The sequence below is a fragment of the Novosphingobium sp. genome (genome assembly GCF_036733805.1).
Lineage (GTDB): Bacteria > Pseudomonadota > Alphaproteobacteria > Sphingomonadales > Sphingomonadaceae > Novosphingobium.
Genome location: NZ_DAIMZT010000034.1, coordinates 15,891 through 32,914 on the forward strand (window position 1 = coordinate 15,891; position 17,024 = coordinate 32,914).

General features: G+C 60.2%; 12 protein-coding genes. 10 read left to right on the forward strand and 2 right to left on the reverse strand.

Annotated elements, in window-relative coordinates; all coding sequences use genetic code 11:
- Positions 1-242 precede the first annotated feature (242 nt).
- The 8 genes from V7D69_RS09675 (at position 243) to V7D69_RS09710 (ending at position 11,245) form a co-directional block, all read left to right on the forward strand.
- A complete protein-coding gene (locus V7D69_RS09675; RefSeq protein ID WP_333605683.1) occupies positions 243-2,459 on the forward strand; it encodes a TonB-dependent receptor in 2,217 nt (738 codons plus the stop codon).
- Between the two features lie 133 nt (positions 2,460-2,592).
- Entirely contained in the window at positions 2,593-3,306 is a 714-nt protein-coding gene (locus V7D69_RS09680; protein ID WP_333605684.1) for a dienelactone hydrolase family protein, read from the forward strand.
- On the forward strand, positions 3,299-5,626 hold the full coding sequence (gene cofH, locus V7D69_RS09685) for a 5-amino-6-(D-ribitylamino)uracil--L-tyrosine 4-hydroxyphenyl transferase CofH (protein WP_333605685.1): 2,328 nt from the start codon (positions 3,299-3,301) through the stop codon (positions 5,624-5,626). Before V7D69_RS09680 ends, cofH begins: the two co-directional genes overlap by 8 nt.
- Positions 5,616-6,272, forward strand: coding sequence for an NADPH-dependent F420 reductase (gene npdG / locus V7D69_RS09690; protein ID WP_333605686.1), 657 nt, complete (start codon positions 5,616-5,618; stop codon positions 6,270-6,272). Before cofH ends, npdG begins: the two co-directional genes overlap by 11 nt.
- 213 nt (positions 6,273-6,485) lie before the next feature.
- Positions 6,486-7,706 (forward strand): cytochrome P450, encoded by a 1,221-nt coding sequence (locus tag V7D69_RS09695; protein ID WP_333605687.1) that lies wholly within the window; start codon positions 6,486-6,488, stop codon positions 7,704-7,706.
- An 89-nt stretch (positions 7,707-7,795) separates the two neighbouring features.
- Positions 7,796-8,707 (forward strand): 3-keto-5-aminohexanoate cleavage protein, encoded by a 912-nt coding sequence (locus V7D69_RS09700; protein ID WP_333605688.1) that lies wholly within the window; start codon positions 7,796-7,798, stop codon positions 8,705-8,707.
- Positions 8,694-9,674, forward strand: coding sequence for a quinone oxidoreductase family protein (locus V7D69_RS09705; RefSeq protein ID WP_333605689.1), 981 nt, complete (start codon positions 8,694-8,696; stop codon positions 9,672-9,674). Before V7D69_RS09700 ends, V7D69_RS09705 begins: the two co-directional genes overlap by 14 nt.
- Before the next feature lie 98 nt (positions 9,675-9,772).
- Complete coding sequence (locus tag V7D69_RS09710) at positions 9,773-11,245, forward strand: aldehyde dehydrogenase (RefSeq protein WP_333605690.1); 1,473 nt, start codon at positions 9,773-9,775, stop codon at positions 11,243-11,245.
- A 58-nt stretch (positions 11,246-11,303) separates the two neighbouring features.
- Here the strand turns inward: V7D69_RS09710 and V7D69_RS09715 are convergent, their stop codons facing one another.
- Positions 11,304-12,146: an IclR family transcriptional regulator gene (locus V7D69_RS09715; RefSeq protein WP_333605691.1), complete on the reverse strand. Its 843-nt coding sequence runs from the start codon at positions 12,144-12,146 to the stop codon at positions 11,304-11,306.
- Positions 12,147-12,215: 69 nt separating this feature from the next.
- Positions 12,216-13,109, reverse strand: coding sequence for a TIGR03619 family F420-dependent LLM class oxidoreductase (locus tag V7D69_RS09720; RefSeq protein WP_333605692.1), 894 nt, complete (start codon positions 13,107-13,109; stop codon positions 12,216-12,218).
- Positions 13,110-13,315: 206 nt separating this feature from the next.
- On the opposite strand from V7D69_RS09720, the gene V7D69_RS09725 reads away from it, so the two are divergent.
- A complete protein-coding gene (locus V7D69_RS09725; RefSeq protein ID WP_333605694.1) occupies positions 13,316-15,487 on the forward strand; it encodes a TonB-dependent receptor in 2,172 nt (723 codons plus the stop codon).
- 18 nt (positions 15,488-15,505) lie between these two features.
- Positions 15,506-16,906 (forward strand): MFS transporter, encoded by a 1,401-nt coding sequence (locus V7D69_RS09730; protein ID WP_333605693.1) that lies wholly within the window; start codon positions 15,506-15,508, stop codon positions 16,904-16,906.
- The last annotated feature ends 118 nt before the right edge of the window (positions 16,907-17,024 follow it).

Consider the following 17,024-nt stretch of genomic DNA (forward strand, 5'->3'; position numbering starts at 1 on the left):
ACTTATAAACATAGCAATTTCAACTGGGGGATGGCTTTTATCCTTGGGCGGAAGGCGGCCCCAGAGCGCGATGACGCAAGAAGCTGATATTGAAGTGCGTTTCACAGCGGCGAGTAGAACCGTGGAAACGTAAAAAGCTTACGAGGCGATCGAAGCGCTGAGAGCAGTCTCTATATCATGTGACGAAAACCACGCAAATTTCGATCATCTAGACGTTAAGATCAGATAAATGGGAGGATGGGATGCGAAATTTCTCACGGACGATTGGCGCTTCGCTGTTGGCAATCATGCATGCATCTGTCGTGCATGCTCAGGCACCATCCGCTTTGCCGGAAAATTCGGCAGCGCAAGCGGACAATTCAAGCCGGGATCAGGGCATCGCGGACATCATCGTCACTGCGCAGCGGCGTGAACAGTCCGCGCAAAATGTTCCGATCGCGGTGGCTGCATTCAGCGCCGATCAGCTGGCGCAGGCCGGTCTGCGCACGGCCAGCGACCTGCAGACGGTGGTCCCGGGGGTCACGATGGATTCCAACGGTTCCCGATCGCCGATATTCCTGCGTGGTGTCGGAAACAACAATTACGGCTCACAGTCATCCGTGCTGACCTTCATTGATGGCGTCTATCAGCCATTCGATGGCACTGGCGGCACCGAGTTCAGCAACGTACAAAGCATTGAACTCGCCAAAGGGCCGCAAGGCACATTGTTCGGCCGTAACGCGACCGGTGGCGTGCTCCAGATCAGGACGAAAAATCCCCTGGATTGGCAGGGCGTCGACCTTGAGCTTGGATATGCCAATTATGACACGCTTTCCGGCAAGGTCTACGCAGCTGCCAAGCTGTCGGACAAGGCTGCTGTCGATGTCGCGGGCTTCTATTATAATCAGGACAATGGCTGGGGCAAAAATCTTTTCGATAACAGCGATTTCTACACGACGAAACGCTATGGCGTGCGCAGTAAATTCGTGGTGGAAGCCGGAGACGATTTTACCGCAACCCTGGTCGGTGACTATTCGAACCGTCGCGGGCAGCTTGGCGTCGGTCTGTCGCGGCCGGTCAACACACCGTTCATCTACGATTCCGCGAACGCTCAGAAACTGTTCTTGCCGACGATCTACGACGTCAACACCGACGATCCGCGCGCCGGCTGGAAATCGGAAGAAGGCGGCGGGGCGTTGACCCTGGAAAAGCGCTTCGGCGACGTGAAACTGCTCAGCATCTCGTCCTATCGGCGTGCGAAGGAATTTTTCCTGGTCGACATCGACGGCGGCCCCATTCCGGCGTTCACCCTTGACCGGACCGATCAGCGCCGCGTTTTCACGCAGGAATTTCAGCTGAGCGGGTCGAGCGACAAGTTCAACTGGGCAACCGGGCTCTATTATTATTATGCCAAGAGCAACATCGTGGGTCCGGTGTTCGGCGGGCCGGTGACATCCTTCGCCTTCTTCACGCCTCCTGGCGTGGACTTTGTGGTAAGTTCGACAGACCGGGCGAATTCCTACGCGGCCTATGCGCAGGGCACCTATGAAATTCTGCCCGGCACGAACCTCACCTTGGGCGCGCGCTATACCATTGAGAAGCGCGAAATCACCGGCAGGACCACCGGCAGCCCCGTCCTCAGTCCGGGATCGGCCGGAACCCAGGAAAAGACATTCAAGAAGCCCAACCTGCGTGTCGCGCTCGACCATAAGTTTGCGCCCAACGTCATGGGCTATGCTTCGTTCAGCCGAGGGTTCAATGCCGGCTTCTTCAGCCAGCAGGCCTTCTTCTTCAACGATGCGATGAATCCGGCGATCAAGCCGGAGACAGTTGACGCCTATGAAATTGGCGTCAAGACCGATCTTCTTGGTCGCCATCTTCGTGTAAACCTGTCTGCGTTCCTTTATGACTATACCAACCTCCAGCAGCAGATTTATATCAATAACTCTGTGACCACGACCAATGCGGGCGCCGCCAAGATCAAGGGGGCGGAGTTTGAGGTTATCGCGCAGCCGGTTCGGGATTTTACGCTAGCCGTCAACGGGACCTATCTGGACACAAAATATAGTTCCTATCCCAATGCGCCTTTCTACTCGCTGTTGCCAAGCGGTGAGTTGGTTGCAAGCTCAATCGACGCCACCGACAAGCGCGTGACTCTGGCGCCCGAGTTCAGTCTGCAAGTCTCCGCGCTCTATACTTTGCGAACGAAGATCGGTTCGTTCGATACGAGCGCAAACCTGAACTATCGGTCGAAGATTTACGCGGATCCCCATAATGATTTCGTCATTCCGGGTCGAACGCTTATCGGACTGAATGAACGCTGGACCGCCAACGGTGGCAACACGAACATCACGCTATGGGTCCAAAATCTCACCGACAAGAAATGGAACAGCTCTACGGCGCTGTTGACGCCCAATGGCAATATCGGACGCCCGGCCGCACCGCGAACCTATGGCGTCACGGTCGGCCAGAAGTTCTAATTCTTCCGCCCCCTTGGCTCGTTTCGAGCCGAGGGGGCGCAGGAACAGGCCTTGCACGGTTGTTAAGGACTGATCGGCAGCCATCGGCCATTGGCTCGTAGCGACAAAAAAGTGGAACGACGAGGAACATCCTATGCAAGCGGAAACGCTGTCCTACGAGGCCGACCTGCAGATGGTCAGCGCCCTCTACTTGCCGGAGGGCGCCGACCAGGTTCCCGGCGTGCTTGTCTTCCCGGATATCTTCGGTCTGGGCGACCATGCGCATGAGCGCGCCGCCCGGCTTGCGGAGCGCGGCTATGCGGCGCTTGCCGTGGACCTGCATGGGGGGAAGAAGATTCTGGCCGTGGAAGCGGTCATGCCCGAGATCGAGCGTTTCTATGCCGACCCCGATCGCCCCTGCGCAAGGGGGACGGCAGCGCTCCGCGCGCTTGCGGATCATCCGGCGGTGGACTCCAGCCGCGTTGCGGCCATCGGCTTCTGCTATGGAGGCACGCTGGCGCTCGAAATGGCCAGGCGGGGCGAGCCGCTCCAGGCGGTCGCGGGCTTTCACAGCGGTCTGGCGACGGCAAATCCCAATGGCGCGTCACTGATCGGTGGCAGCGTGCTCGTCTGTCTTGGAAGTGAAGATCCGTCCATACCGATCGAACAGCGGGCTGCCTTCGAAAAGGAAATGCGCGCCGCAGACGTGGATTGGCAGATGCATCTCTACGGTGGCGTCTTTCATTCCTTTACAGACTATCGCTGCGACGCTTTCGACCGGCCCGATTTCGCGCGCTACAGCCCCTCCGCCGATCGACGCTCCTGGCATGCGATGTGCGCGCTTCTGGAAGATGCGTTCAATGTCTGAACAGCGGGACGTGGTGAGCGAACTGGCGGCAATAAGCGGTTTATCGCTGCCGCAACTTCTTGAATCCGCCGAAGAATCGACCTTGGCAGCGTTCGGCCCTGTCGTCAGCTATTCTCGCAAAGTGTTCATTCCGCTGACGCAGCTTTGCCGGGACAGTTGTCATTATTGTACCTTCGCGGTCCCTCCGCGCGGCGCCAAGGCTGCATATTTGTCACGTGATGAGGTGCTTTCCATCGCGCGCACCGGCGTTGCGGCCGGTTGCCGCGAGGCGCTCTTCACTCTGGGCGATCGGCCCGAGGCACGTTATAGCGCGGCGCGGACAGCGCTTGGCGAGCTTGGCCATGACTCTACATTATCCTATTTGCGCGAGATGGCGGAAGCCGTTTACCGGGAAACGGGGCTTCTGCCCCACCTGAATCCGGGCCTTCTGTCGGACGCTGACTATGCGGCTTTGCGCCCCGTATCGGCCTCCATGGGGTTGATGCTGGAAAGCATTTCCGACCGGTTGTGCGAACGAGGCGGGCCGCATTACGGGTCGCCCGACAAGGTGCCTACCCGAAGGCTCGCCGCTATCGAGGCCGCCGGTCGGGCACGCGTACCGTTCACAACGGGGCTGCTGATAGGCATTGGAGAGACCAGGGATGAGCGGTTGCAGGCGCTGCTTGCCATTCGCGATCTCCATCGTCGCTATGGCCACATTCAGGAAGTCATCATCCAGAATTTTCGGGCAAAAGCCGGCACGAAGATGGCCGCTCATCCGGAACCCTCCCTCGAAGAACATCTTTGGACCATCGCCGCCGCGCGCATGGTTCTGGGTTCGCAGATGGTGATACAGGCGCCGCCCAATCTGCACAATCGCGATGAACTGGCCGCGCTGCTGCGAGCGGGGGTCAATGATTGGGGCGGCGTTTCTCCGGTCACGCCGGACCATGTCAATCCGGAGGCGCCCTGGCCACATCTCGATGCGCTTGACCAGGCGACCGCCGCCGCGGGCAGGGTACTGCGCGAACGGCTGGCGATAGGGCCTGCGATGGCGCGTGAGCCGGACAGGTGGATGGATCGCGAACTAGCCAAAATCGTGCGGCGGTCGGTCGACGCGCGGGGTTTGCCGATTTCTGATGCGTGGAAAGCCGGGACCGGTGTTCCTGCCCCGCGCTTCGCACGATCGCATGATACCGCAATCTCCAAGCAACTCGATCAAATCATCGATCGTGCGGTGTCCGGTGATCGTCTGGATGAACGGGCGATCGTTCGACTGTTCGAGGCGGAAGGACCAGATGTCGGGCGCGTTGCGGAGGCGGCCGATGCCGTGCGCCGGAATGTGGTCGGCGATGCCGTGACCTATGTCGTCAACCGGAACATCAACTATACCAACATCTGCCTCTACAAATGCGGCTTCTGCGCCTTTTCCAAAGGCAGTACCAAGGCGGAGCGGGGTCCGGCCTACAGGCTCGATCTGGCGGAAGTCGGACGGCGGGCTGCGGAAGCTGTCGAACGTGGTGCCACGGAAGTGTGTCTTCAGGGCGGCATTCATCCTGACTTTGACGGCCATACCTATCTGGATGTTCTTCACGCCGTGCGCGAAGCGGCGCCGGCGATTCATATCCATGCCTTCTCGCCCCTTGAGGTCACGCATGGGGCATCGACGCTCGGACTGCCGCTGGAGGAATATCTGGCGCGGTTGAAAAGGGCAGGTTTGTCGACTCTGCCCGGGACTGCGGCCGAAATATTGGATGATGACGTTCGCGCGACGATCTGTCCGGACAAGGTCGACACAGCGCAATGGCTCGACGTGATGCGGACGGCGCACAATATCGGTCTGCGGTCGACAGCCACCATCATGTTCGGTCATGTCGAAGGCTATGCGCATTGGGCCCGGCATCTGATCCGCCTGCGAAACCTGCAAGAGGAAACGGGTGGGTTCACCGAATTTGTGCCCTTGCCGTTCGTGCATATGGAAGCGCCCATCTGGCGCAAGGGCCTTGCGCGATCGGGTCCGAGCTTTCGCGAGACGCTTCTCATGCATTCGGTCGCGCGGCTCGTGCTCAATCCCCTGATCCCGAACATTCAGGCAAGTTGGGTCAAGCTGGGCGGTGACGGCGTGGTTGCGGCGTTGCGCGCCGGCGCCAATGACCTGGGCGGGACCTTGATGGACGAATCCATCACGCGGGCGGCCGGAGGACGGAATGGCCAGCTCTGCGACCCTGACCGGATGGTCCAACTTGCCGCCGAGGCGGGACGTCCCGCCGCGCAGCGAACGACCCTGTACCAGCCGCAGACACGCGAAACGATCATAGCCGGAGCATCATATGAACAATAAAGCAATCGCTGTCGTGGGCGGCACCGGCAAGCTTGGCGCCGCCATTTCCCGTCGACTGGCAAAGGCCGGCCATAATGTGACCATTGGCTCGCGTTCGGCCGAAAGCGCCAGGTCGGTGGCTGCGGAGTTGGGCTACGGCATCGCCGGCATGACGAACAGCGAAGCCGCGTCGGCAGGTGACATCGTCATCGTGACGGTGCCCTTCGCCGCGCAGGAAGCAACGCTTGCCGAGATCGCGCCGCATGCGCGGGGCAAAATTGTCGTGGATACTACTGTGCCGCTGATGCCTCCCAAGGTCATGAGCGTGCAATTGCCGGCCGAGGGCAGTGCCGCTGCCCGTGCCAAGCGACTGCTGGGCGACGATGTCACCATGGTATCGGCCTTTCACAATGTCGCGGCCGGCAAGCTCGCTGCCGATGAAGACATAGCGGGGGACGTGCTCGTCTTCGGCGACGACAAGCCGGCGCGCTCCGCCGTCGTGGAGTTGGTCAATGCCACAGGGCTGCGCGGAGTGCATGGCGGGGCGCTCGCCAATTCCGCCGCGGCGGAGGCCATGACATCCGTTCTCATCTTCATAAACAAGGTTTACGCGGCCGAAGGAGCAGGCCTGCAGATCACAGGACTGCTGACTGAGCCCGCGGCGTGAGAATGATTGCGGCGCGTCCGGGAAATCCGCTATATATCTTGACAATGTCAAGAATCTGGCGTTAGTCAATCAAGAAGGAGAGGAGCTGCTTATGGAAGCGCATATGGCGCTTTGCTGCTCTCTCGATCGGGTAACATATTTGCATCCGGTGCGCCGAACGGATCATCATGCGTCCAAGATCGCAGCCGGTCACTCATCCAAGAGGCGAAGGTGATGTCAACAGCAATCAAAAATGAAACGGCTGAACCGATCCCGGTCTGCAAGGGGGACCTGGTTTCGCCGGATGCTCTGCGCGATCCCTTTCCTCTCTACCGCGAAATTCGCGACCTCGGGCCCATAGTGCGTCTGGAGCATCCGGATGTTTATGCAATCGGGCGGTTTGACGATGTCCAGCAGGCGCTCAGATTGCCTGATGTGCTCGTGTCGACGCGCGGCATCGGCTTCAACGACATCGTAAACGCACCGGTGGAACAGCCTCCCGTGATCAGGTCGGCGGGCGAGCGTCATAAAAAGCTGCGGAGGGTGATCACCAAGCCGCTTATGCCTGCTGCGCTCAAGGAGCAGCGGGAGATGCTCAAGTCGCTCATCAGCAGCCGGCTCGACACCATCGTCGACCAGGGCGAAATCGATGCGGTGCCAACCATCGCTCGCCATCTTCCGCTGGAGGCGATCTCCTATCTTGTCGGGCTGCCGGAGGAGGGACGCGCGAACATGCTGCGCTGGGCTTCTGCGAGCTTCAACAGCGCGGGGCCGCTTGACCGCGGCGGGACGATGGACCCCCAGCTTGCCGAAGATTTCGCATCCTTGCGGGAAGTCCAAACCTATCTTCTCGAAATCAACCCTCAGCATCTTCGTCCCGGATCCTGGGCCGAAATGCTGTTCAAGGCCGCCGAGGCGGGCCGGCTCAATCTGGAGGAAGCCCGCGCGGCCATGAGCGCTCTGGTGCTGCCAAGCCTTGATACGACCATCTATGCCAAGGGGAATCTCCTCTATAATCTGGGACGCAACCCGGATCAGTGGGCCTTGCTGCGCAGCAATCCCGGTCTTGTGCCCAGTGCGGTGCTGGAAGGCGTGCGCTATAGCGCGACGGTTCGCTGGTTCGCCCGCGTTGCGGCACAGGACTATCGGATCGATGACGCAGTCATTCCGGAAGGCGGCAGGGTCATGCTGCTGTACGGCGCCGCCAATCGGGATGAGCGCCATTATCCCGACCCGGACCGGTTTGACGTGACCCGAAATCCTACCGATCAGCTCGGCTGGGGCACGGGTCCCCATATGTGCGGCGGTATGCATCTGGCCAAGCTGGAGATGGAGGTGCTGCTCGAGGCGATGATCGAACGGGTTGCGCGCATCGAAGTGGGCGATCCGGTGATCGGCACGAATAGAGGCCTTTATGGCTTTGACAGCCTGCCCATCCGATTGCACAGCGCGTGAAGACTATGTGCCTGTCTGCGATAAGCGGTTCAGTGCCGGGCTGCCATATCGTTGCGTCCCGGCACATGCGCGCGCGATGAGTATGTGGAATGGATAGCGGTCAGGAAAAGATTTGGCTTGAGGTCGCGCTGAATGGCGGATGGTCCCGTGGACGTCAGCCGCTCATTCCTGTCAGCGTGCGGGAAATCGTCGACGAAGGGATCGCATGCGTGCGTGCCGGGGCGTCGATCGTCCATTTTCACGCTTATGACGAAGGAACCGGCCTGCCCAGCGACAATGCCGATCTCTACCTGGCGGTGATAGAAGGCATTCGCGAACGGGTCGATGCGATCGTCTATCCCACGATCGCGTTCGAGGGAGAAGATCGGTACGCCTTTGTAGAAGTGTTGGCCCGCAGGGGTGTGCTGGAGTGGGCCGCGCTCGATACCGGCTCGGTCAATCTCAGCCATTTCGCCGACATCGATGCCGGCAAGACAGGGACGATCTACAGCAATGAAGAAAGCGGGATGCGGCGGGGGCTGCGCCTCGCTTCCGATTACGGTTTCCACCCTTCCTTCGCATGTTATGAACCAGGTTTCATCCGTCTCGGGGCGGCGCTGGCGCGCAGCATTCCCCATATTCCGCAGCCCATATACAGGCTGATGTTCTCCCATGGCATGACCTTTGGATTCCCGCCGGATAGCTATGCGCTGGAAGCCTATCGCAAGCTCCTGGCGGCCGAAGCTCCTGGCGCGCCGATCATGATCGCCGGCCTGGACGTCGAACTGTCGCATCTCATGAACGATGCGCTGGCGGCAGGCATCCACTGGCGCGTTGGACTTGAAGATGCGCCGCTCGGCTGCCAGGTCGCCAACATCAGGCTGGTTGAAGAGGCGGTCGAGCAGATTGCGGGGCGGCTTGGTACGACGGTCGATGTCCGAACGGCGCTGAAGCAGCCGAGCGGGGCGCAGGCCGGAAACGGGTTGCCCGCCGACAGGGAGAATGAACGTGGCCGCGACTGAGGCGGTCCTGCTGCGTGAACATGGTGGACCGGAGACGCTGCGTCTCGCGGTCGTGGATGTCGGCCGCCCCGGCGCGGGCGAACTGCTGGTCCGGCAAACAGCGGCGGGCGTCAACTTCCACGACATCTATGTCAGGACGGGCCTGTACAGAACGCTCGCGCTTCCCGGAATTCCCGGAATTGACGGCGTGGGGATCGTCGAGGCGGTCGGTGATTTGGTCGATGGGTTTCACCCCGGCGACCGCATCGCTTATATTTCGCCGGAATATGGCGGTTATGCGGCCATGCGGCTGCTGCCGGCGGCAAAAGCGGTCAAGCTGCCTTCGTTTCTCGATGATGTCAGTGCGGCGTCGTCGCTCCTGAAGGGGTTGACGGTGCACATGCTTGTTCGCACGGTGCATTCGGTTCAGCCCCATCAGACGATCCTGGTTCATGCGGCAGCGGGTGGCGTCGGGCAGATGTTATGCCGCTGGGCCAGCCGTCTGGGTGCAACCGTCATCGGCACCGTGAGCAGCCCGGAAAAGGCGAAGCTTGCGCTCCGGTCGGGCGCTCAACATGTCATCCTCTATCGGCAGGAAGATTTCGTTGCCAGGGTCCGCGAGATCACTTCGGGGGCCGGCGTGGCGGTGGTCTATGACTCGGTCGGCGAGGACACATTCCTCAAGTCGCTGGAATGCCTTGACTATCGGGGGACTCTCGTCAATTTCGGTCAATCCAGCGGCGCCGTCAGTCCCTTTCCCCCGGGGCTGCTCGCCGTCCGTTCGACGTCGGTCTGTCGGCCGATCCTCTTCCATTATCTCCGTGACCCGCAAGAGGCACATTCGATGTTTCAGAATATATTCGAGGCGTTCGAGCACGGATATTTAGCGCCTGTCGAGACGTTGACCTTCCCTCTCGCCGAGGCGGCGGAGGCGCATCGACTGCTGGAACGTGGCACAAGCCCTGGCGGAGTCGTGCTGATTCCATGAGGCTGTCGCCTTTCGCCTGATGTCAGGCACCTGTGCGTGCATTTCGCGTGAGGCTCCGGGCCTTTATGAACAGTGTAATGTGGAAAAAGGAGATGATCATGAGCCTTGGGGCATTCAATCCAACGTCCGAATTGTCGGAAAATGTGCGCACGCGCTTCTATATCGACGGCGTCTGGCGGTCGCCTGCAGGATCGGAACGATTTGATCTGATCTCGCCGATGACGGAAGAGTTGACGATGAGCGTCCCTGCCGGGTCCGAAGCGGATATGAACGCCGCTATCACGGCGGCGCGCCGCGCCTTTGACAAGAGCGATTGGCCCCACCTGCCGCCATCGGAGCGTGCGCGCTACATGCTCCGGATCGCGGAGGAACTCGACAAGCGAACCGCCCTGTTGAAGCGCGTCTGGACCGCCCAGGTGGGCGCTCCACAGTTTTTCGTCGAACTTTCCACCTCGATGGCCGCCGAGCAGTTTCGCTACTATGCGGGCATGGCGGAAAGCTATCCGTTCGAGGAGGAGCGGGAGGCGCTTCAGGGCCGGGTGAACATCCTTCGGGAACCGGTCGGGGTGTCGGCGCTGATCATTCCCTGGAATACGCCGCTCGTCCTGCTGACCGGGAAGGCGGCACCGGCAATGCTCGCGGGCTGCACGATGGTGGTCAAACCCAGTCCCGAAACGCCTCTCGACGCGCTGATCCTCGCCGAATGCGTGGCCGCTGCGGGCGTCCCTGCTGGCGTGTTCAATGTCGTTCCCGCAGGCCGTGAGGTTGGCAACACGCTGATCAGCGATCCGCGCGTCGACAAGGTCAGCTTTACTGGCTCGACCGATGCCGGCCGGCATATCGCCAAAGTGTGCGCGGATCGTATTGCCCGTGTCAGCCTCGAACTTGGCGGCAAGTCCGCATCCATCCTGTGTGACGACGCGGATATCGATTCCTGGACGCAGCATGTGGCTCTGCTCACCATGCCGTTCAGCGGGCAGATCTGCTTTTCGCAGACCCGCGTCCTCGTTCCGGAAAGCCGCCATGATCAGTTCCTGGATGCCTATGTCGCCAAGATCGAAAGCTTCAAGGTAGGTGATCCCTGGGATCCCGAAGTGCTGGTCGGGCCGGTTTCGATCGCCCGGCAGCGGGAGCGTGTTCTGGACTATATCGCGCTTGGCCGGGCCGAGGGTGCGAAAGTCGTCATCGGCGGCGGCAAGGTGCCGGGTTTCAATCGCGGCTATTATGTTGAGCCGACCATTTTCGATGGTGTCGACAACAGCATGCGGATCGCGCGGGAGGAGATTTTTGGGCCCGTCGTTTCGGTGATCAGCTATCGCAGCGATGAAGAGGCGATCGCGATTGCCAATGACAGCGATTATGGCCTGAGCGGTTCGGTCTTCTCTGCGGACCTGGAGCGCGGCAAGCGCATCGCCCGTCATATCCGCACCGGCCATATCGGCGTCAATACTTTCGCCGTCGATTATACCGCGCCGTTCGGCGGCTACAAGAAGTCAGGCCTTGGTCGGGAGGCCGGTCCTGAAGGGTTGGCGGGCTTCCTGGAGACGAAATCCATGTTTCTTCCTGCCTGAAGTAGGCGAGAAGGTCAGGTGCCGACGAACCTCATGCGGCGCGGTGGTATTGACGTCGTCAAGCCACCGCGCCGAAGGCGTGAGGAGGGTATTCGGCTTTCGGACCGTCCGCACCGATCCGATTGAGTAGCAGGGAAGTCTGGTACGCGCGTTCCTGGAGCTGCTCTGACCAAGCGTCGCGCAGGCTGTCAGCCACCGGTTGATGGATGACGATGGAAAGGACGAAGGGAATGCGCCCGTCCTCGGTCCAGATCGGCGCTGAAAGCGCGATATGGTGGGGCCCGTCCCCATAATAATGGGTCGCAAGCCCCTTGGGCAGCACCGCTTCCCGCGCCGAAGCGATGAGTTTGCTGACGCCGCGCTCGTTCCGTTTGGCTTCGCGCAGTTCGGTCTTGATCAATTCCTTGGTTTGATCTTCAGGAAGATAGGCCATGAAGAGCAGCCCTGCGCCCGAGCCGAGCATCGGGAGATGCCCGGAGCGGAACTCGAAGGCGCCGATATGCTCCGAGCGCTGGATATAGACCGAAACAGGCCCGCCCTGGCTCCACACCGCCACCGCTGTGCTCTGGCCGGTTTGGCGATGCAATGCCTGGGCAGCGTCGCGAATTACATCATAGCCGTTCAGCTGGCGAAACGACGCCAGGCTGAGGGCGAAGGCACTCGGGCCAAGCCGGTAACGCCCGCGCTCCTCCTGCTCGACCAGGCCGGTATTCACCAAACTGGTGAGGTAGTTATGCGCTGCGCCGCTCGACAGCCCGCATCGCTTGGCAACGTCGGCTAGCTTCACCGCGCCCGGGCCTCGCTGCACTGCCAGCAATACCCGATATCCGATTTCCACGGACTTGATGCGCTTGGAGGCTCGCCCCGTCGATGTTTCAGTGGATACGCTATTTTCTACCATTTCATACTGCTTAACGCGCAAAAATGAGCCTGACAATCTTTGGTGGATCGGTGCATGACTTGCCGACCGCTACAGGACTGCTTTGCGGAGTATCTCGCGAGCGGCGGCGACCCGTTCGATGCCCTTCTCGACGTCCAGGCCGAGTGGCGGATCGATCGTGATATGCGTGACGCCCAGTGATTGCAGGCGCTTGCCTTCGGCCACCCATGCTTCGCTGCCGTCTTCGCCCGCAACCAGCCGCCCCATCACCCGCATCGACCCAGGATCCCGACCCGCCTGGGTCATATAGGTCTGGAATTGCGGCATGGAACCCGTTGGGTCGGCGATGGGCATCCAGCCGTCTCCCAGGGCCGCCGCACGTTTCATCGAAGCGTCGTTGAAAGTCGTGCCGAACCAGATCGGGATCGGCCGGGCGGGCAGGATGCCCAGCCCCAGATCGTCAATATCGTGAAAGCGCCCCTTGAAGGTGACGTGGGGCTGGCTCCAATATAGCCGCAGCACCTCCACCTGCTCTGCCAGGCGCGCGCCTCGCTCATGCAGATTCTGCCCTACTGCGCGATATTCGGCTTCCTGCCAGCTGAGGCCGACACCCATTTCGAACCGACCATTGGACAAGGATGCCAACTCGGCCGCCTGTCGAGCTACCGCGGCAGTTTCCCTGAGAGGCAGGATGACGATGGAACTGATCATGTGAATGCGCGTCGTGAGCGCGGCTATATAGGAGAAGAGTATGAAAGGGTCGTGATAGGGTAGTGCATATTGGCTATCGGGACGCCCCTCATACCGTCCTGAGCGGGCGGACAGCAGATGGCCCGACAGGGTGATATAGTCGAACCCCGCATTTTCCAATGCCCGCGCGCGAGGACCGACCAGGCTTTGGTCGAATGCCGGTGTGGAAGGAAAAGCTGTTCCATATTGCATCGACTGGCGCTCACTTCTGCTGTTGGCGGGGGGCGTCTCCAAGCGGTGCTTCCCCCTTCCGGCCTTGGGGCGGCGGTGCCTTGAGGCTAACCCGTTCATACGAACATGGCATCGGGAAATATCTTGACATTGTCAAGCTACACCTTCTAGCTCCTGCGCAAACAGCGATAAATGAGAGGGGACAGATGCGCGCTTTGACACGGACTTTGCTCATGGCAATTTCGACGACCTGCTGGCCGGCTGTAGCGATGGCACAGGCAGGGCCCCCCGCAAACGCGCCGCAGAATTCGGAGCAGCTCGATTCAGGGCAGATCGAGGAAATTGTCGTCACGGCGCAACGGCGGTCTGAGTCGGCGCAGTCCGTTCCGATTTCGCTCCAGAGCTTTTCCGCGGAATCTCTCGATGAGAAAGGCGTGAGTTCCACCGAGGATCTGACAAATGTCGTCGGCGGCCTGATCATCCAGCCGACGGCTGCCCGTCCAATGCTGTTTCTGAGAGGAGTCGGCAATAACAGTTCGAATACGACGCCCTCGGTACTGACCTTCGTCGACGGCGTATATTATCCATTCGGCCAAGCCACCGACCTGGAGAATATCGAGCGGATTGAAGTGCTCAAGGGTCCGCAGGGCACTCTGTTCGGTCGTAACGCCACGGGTGGCGTCATCCAGATCATCACCAAGCCGCCGAGCGAAACGCCTGGCGCGCGGGTCGAGTTGGGCTATGGCAATTATCAGGCCATCGATGCAAGCGCCTATGTGACCGGAGGGCTTGCCAGGGGCGTGGCGATGGATTTGGCCGTCCGCTACAAGAATCGGGACAAAGGTTTCGGCACCAACATCGCGACGGGCGAGGACTGGTATACGGACCGCAGGGTTTCCCTTCGTTCGCGGCTTCGCGCCGAGCTTTCCGATGTCACGACCCTGACGTTGGCGGGCGACTATTCCAGCGTGGAACAGGATGTCGGCGACCATTTCGTCCCGGCATTCGGCCATGGGTTCCTGTTTGTCGATGGTGCCAGACGGAACCTCGGGGGCAGCTATTTTCCCGGTGACTATGACGCGAATTCGGGGGCGACGCCTCCTCTGAACAAGGCCCACGAATGGGGCGGCAGCCTGACCTTCGAAACAACCCTCGCCGGCCTGACTCTGCGCAACATCACCGCTTATCGGCGGGGCTCGGAAAGGCTTATCATCGACAGTGATGGCGGGCCCACGGACAGCGTTGAAATCATGGTGCATCGCAGCCCGCGCACTTCCTTCACCCAGGAACTGCAGCTGCTCTCCGATGATGGCGGGGCGTTCCAGTGGGTTGCCGGCGTCTTCTATTATCGCGGCAAGGCGGTGATGAATCCTTTCGGCTTCTTCGGCACCGGAGCCGAAGCGATCTTTGGGCTGCCAAGGGGCGGCACCATCACGGCTCACGCGAAGGATATAGCCGATTCCATCGCGGGCTATGCCCAAGGCACTTATGAGATCCTGCCGGACACCAAGCTGACCATCGGCGGCAGATATACGATCGAAACGCGCAAGATCACCGGTGAAGTCCGCCGAAGCGACATCCTGGTTCCGGGAAGGTCCGGCACCTTGTCGCAGAAGGCGAAAGAGCCGACATGGCGCGTGGCTCTCGACCATAGTTTCAGCCCTGGCATGATGATTTACGCCTCCGTCTCGCGAGGGTTCAATTCCGGCTTCTACAATCAATCCAATATCGGGGGATTCGCGTCCGAAGCACAGAATCCGAGGGTGGAACCCGAATTTCTGACAGCCTATGAAATCGGAACGAAACTGGACCTTCTTGGCCGGCGGCTGAGAGTGAACCTGTCGGCATTCAAATATGATTATAAGGGGCTCCAGCAGCAGATCTACGAATTCGGCGCGACGAAAACGATCAATGCCGGGGCATCCGAGATCAAGGGCATTGATTTCGAAATTGTCGCTCGTCCCGTTCCTTCGCTAACCCTTTCCGTCTCGGGTACTTATCTCGACGCTCATTATAAAAGCTACCTGCTGGCTCCCAATTATGTGTTGCAGCCGAGCGGCGCCATCATCGTCGATCCGGTTCATCCCAGCCTTGATGCCGCAGGCAAGAAGACGACCAATACGCCGGAAATAAGCTACACCGCCTCCGTTTCGCACGTGCTGTCTACGTCCGTTGGGCGCTTCACCACGTCGGGGAACGTCAACTACCGCGGAAAATCTTTCGTGGACCCCCAAAATCGTTTCAATCTGCCGACGCGCTATGTGGTCAATCTCACCGAACGCTGGACCTCGCCGGACGATCATTATTTCATCAGCCTATGGGCAAAGAACCTGCTGGACAAACGATATGACTATGCGATCACGCTGGTCACTCCTGCCGGACTTGTCGGCAGCCGTGCTGAACCCCGTACCTATGGGGTCAGCGCCGGTTTCGACTTCTAGTCGGGAAAGGCGTTACCTATGCTCGCCGGTTTGAGGGAGGAAACCCTGGTGCAACTACCTGATATAGCAGGCCGGCGGGAACCGACGCTCAGACCTGGCCGAGCATGGGCGATGATTGCCGTTCTTTCGGCTCTGTTCGTCATTTCCATGGTGGACAGGTTCGCCCTGGGCCTCCTTGTCGAGCCACTCAAGCGAGATCTGGCGGTCTCCGATGTTCAACTGGGACTGTTGTTCGGTTCGGCTTTCGCCATCTTCTACGGCTTGATCACCATTCCCCTGGCGAGATGGGCAGATAAGGGCAATCGCATCAAGTTGATCATTTCCGCCGTCGTCCTTTGGTCGATATGCACGATTCTCTCGGGTTTCGCGACATCGTTCCCGATGCTGGTGTTCCTGCGCATCGGCCTGGCGGTGGGTGAAGCTGCTCTCGTGCCCGCGACCTACTCTCTTATCGCGGATGCCCTGCCGCCCGATCGCCGAACCTTCGGCGGGGCCATCTTCAACAGTTTCGGAATGGCTGGCGCCTCCAGTGCCTATCTGATCGGTTCTGTAGCGATCAGCCTCGTCAATGCGGCGCAGGCCGCAGGCTATCTGGCGGACCTGCGCGAATGGCAGGCCGTGTTCATCATCATCGGCCTGCCTGGTATCTTCCTTGTATTCGCTTTTGCCGCCTTTGCCAGAGAACCTCTCAGGGCCTCGGTTGCCCTTGACGTCGAGATGAATTCTTTCCGCGACGTCGTTCAATTCATGCGATCGCAAGGATGGCTTTATCCGGGACTGTTCGTTGGCGCGGGCTGTCTGGTCCTCGGCACAAATGGGTTTCTCGCATGGACCCCGGCCTATCTTTCCCGCGCATATGATTTGCCGATCGTCGAGGCGGGACGGCTCTTCGGCATGTACAATCTCGTCACCTTCGTCACGGCCAGCGTCCTTGTCCCATTCATAGGTGTCTGGTGCTCGCGATATCGCCAGGACGCCATAGTGCTTGTCGGCATGACCTGCGCTCTTTTTAGCACTATATTCTGTGTGGCCGCGGTACTTCAGCCTTCGCGAAGCTTTTTCCTGATTTATGCCTTTGCCGGTATGTTCTTTGCGGTCGGCGGCGCGAGCAACACCATCTCTTCCTTTCACAAGCTCACCCCTGCGCCCATGCGGGCGACCTTGACATCGATGCTGCTCATCTTCCTCACCACTGTCGCGCTCGGCTTGGCGCCTCCGCTGGTGGGAGGGCTGTCATCCCAGTTCGCTTCTGGCAAAACCGCTCTCGGCGCCGGTCTTGGCCTTGTCTCGGCATGTGGGGGAGCAGCATCATTTTTGTTGTTCTGGGCGGCAAGGAAAAAGGTGCTGCTCTATCTGGCGGTGACGAACGAAGGCGCAACCGCTGACGCGATTGCCTCCGGGGAGGCGCTGGCCCGTTGAGGGGCCGGGCCTGTGCGCCCATCGAGTTCACACACGGAAGTTGTTTTTCGAAGATCGGAATTGGAGGTGCGTCATGGCGACCGAAGATGGCTTTGTAGAGACGGTTAACCGCGCCGCA

Excerpts from the sequence above, each read along its gene's own strand:
- V7D69_RS09675 (WP_333605683.1), top strand. The coding sequence starts at position 243 with ATGCGAAATTTCTCACGGACGATTGGCGCTTCGCTGTTGGCAATCATG.
- V7D69_RS09680 (WP_333605684.1), top strand. The coding sequence starts at position 2,593 with ATGCAAGCGGAAACGCTGTCCTACGAGGCCGACCTGCAGATGGTCAGC.
- cofH (WP_333605685.1), top strand. The coding sequence starts at position 3,299 with ATGTCTGAACAGCGGGACGTGGTGAGCGAACTGGCGGCAATAAGCGGT.
- npdG (WP_333605686.1), top strand. The coding sequence starts at position 5,616 with ATGAACAATAAAGCAATCGCTGTCGTGGGCGGCACCGGCAAGCTTGGC.
- V7D69_RS09695 (WP_333605687.1), top strand. The coding sequence starts at position 6,486 with ATGTCAACAGCAATCAAAAATGAAACGGCTGAACCGATCCCGGTCTGC.
- V7D69_RS09700 (WP_333605688.1), top strand. The coding sequence starts at position 7,796 with ATGGATAGCGGTCAGGAAAAGATTTGGCTTGAGGTCGCGCTGAATGGC.
- V7D69_RS09710 (WP_333605690.1), top strand. The coding sequence starts at position 9,773 with ATGAGCCTTGGGGCATTCAATCCAACGTCCGAATTGTCGGAAAATGTG.
- V7D69_RS09715 (WP_333605691.1), bottom strand. The coding sequence starts at position 12,146 with ATGGTAGAAAATAGCGTATCCACTGAAACATCGACGGGGCGAGCCTCC.
- V7D69_RS09725 (WP_333605694.1), top strand. The coding sequence starts at position 13,316 with ATGGCACAGGCAGGGCCCCCCGCAAACGCGCCGCAGAATTCGGAGCAG.
- V7D69_RS09730 (WP_333605693.1), top strand. The coding sequence starts at position 15,506 with ATGCTCGCCGGTTTGAGGGAGGAAACCCTGGTGCAACTACCTGATATA.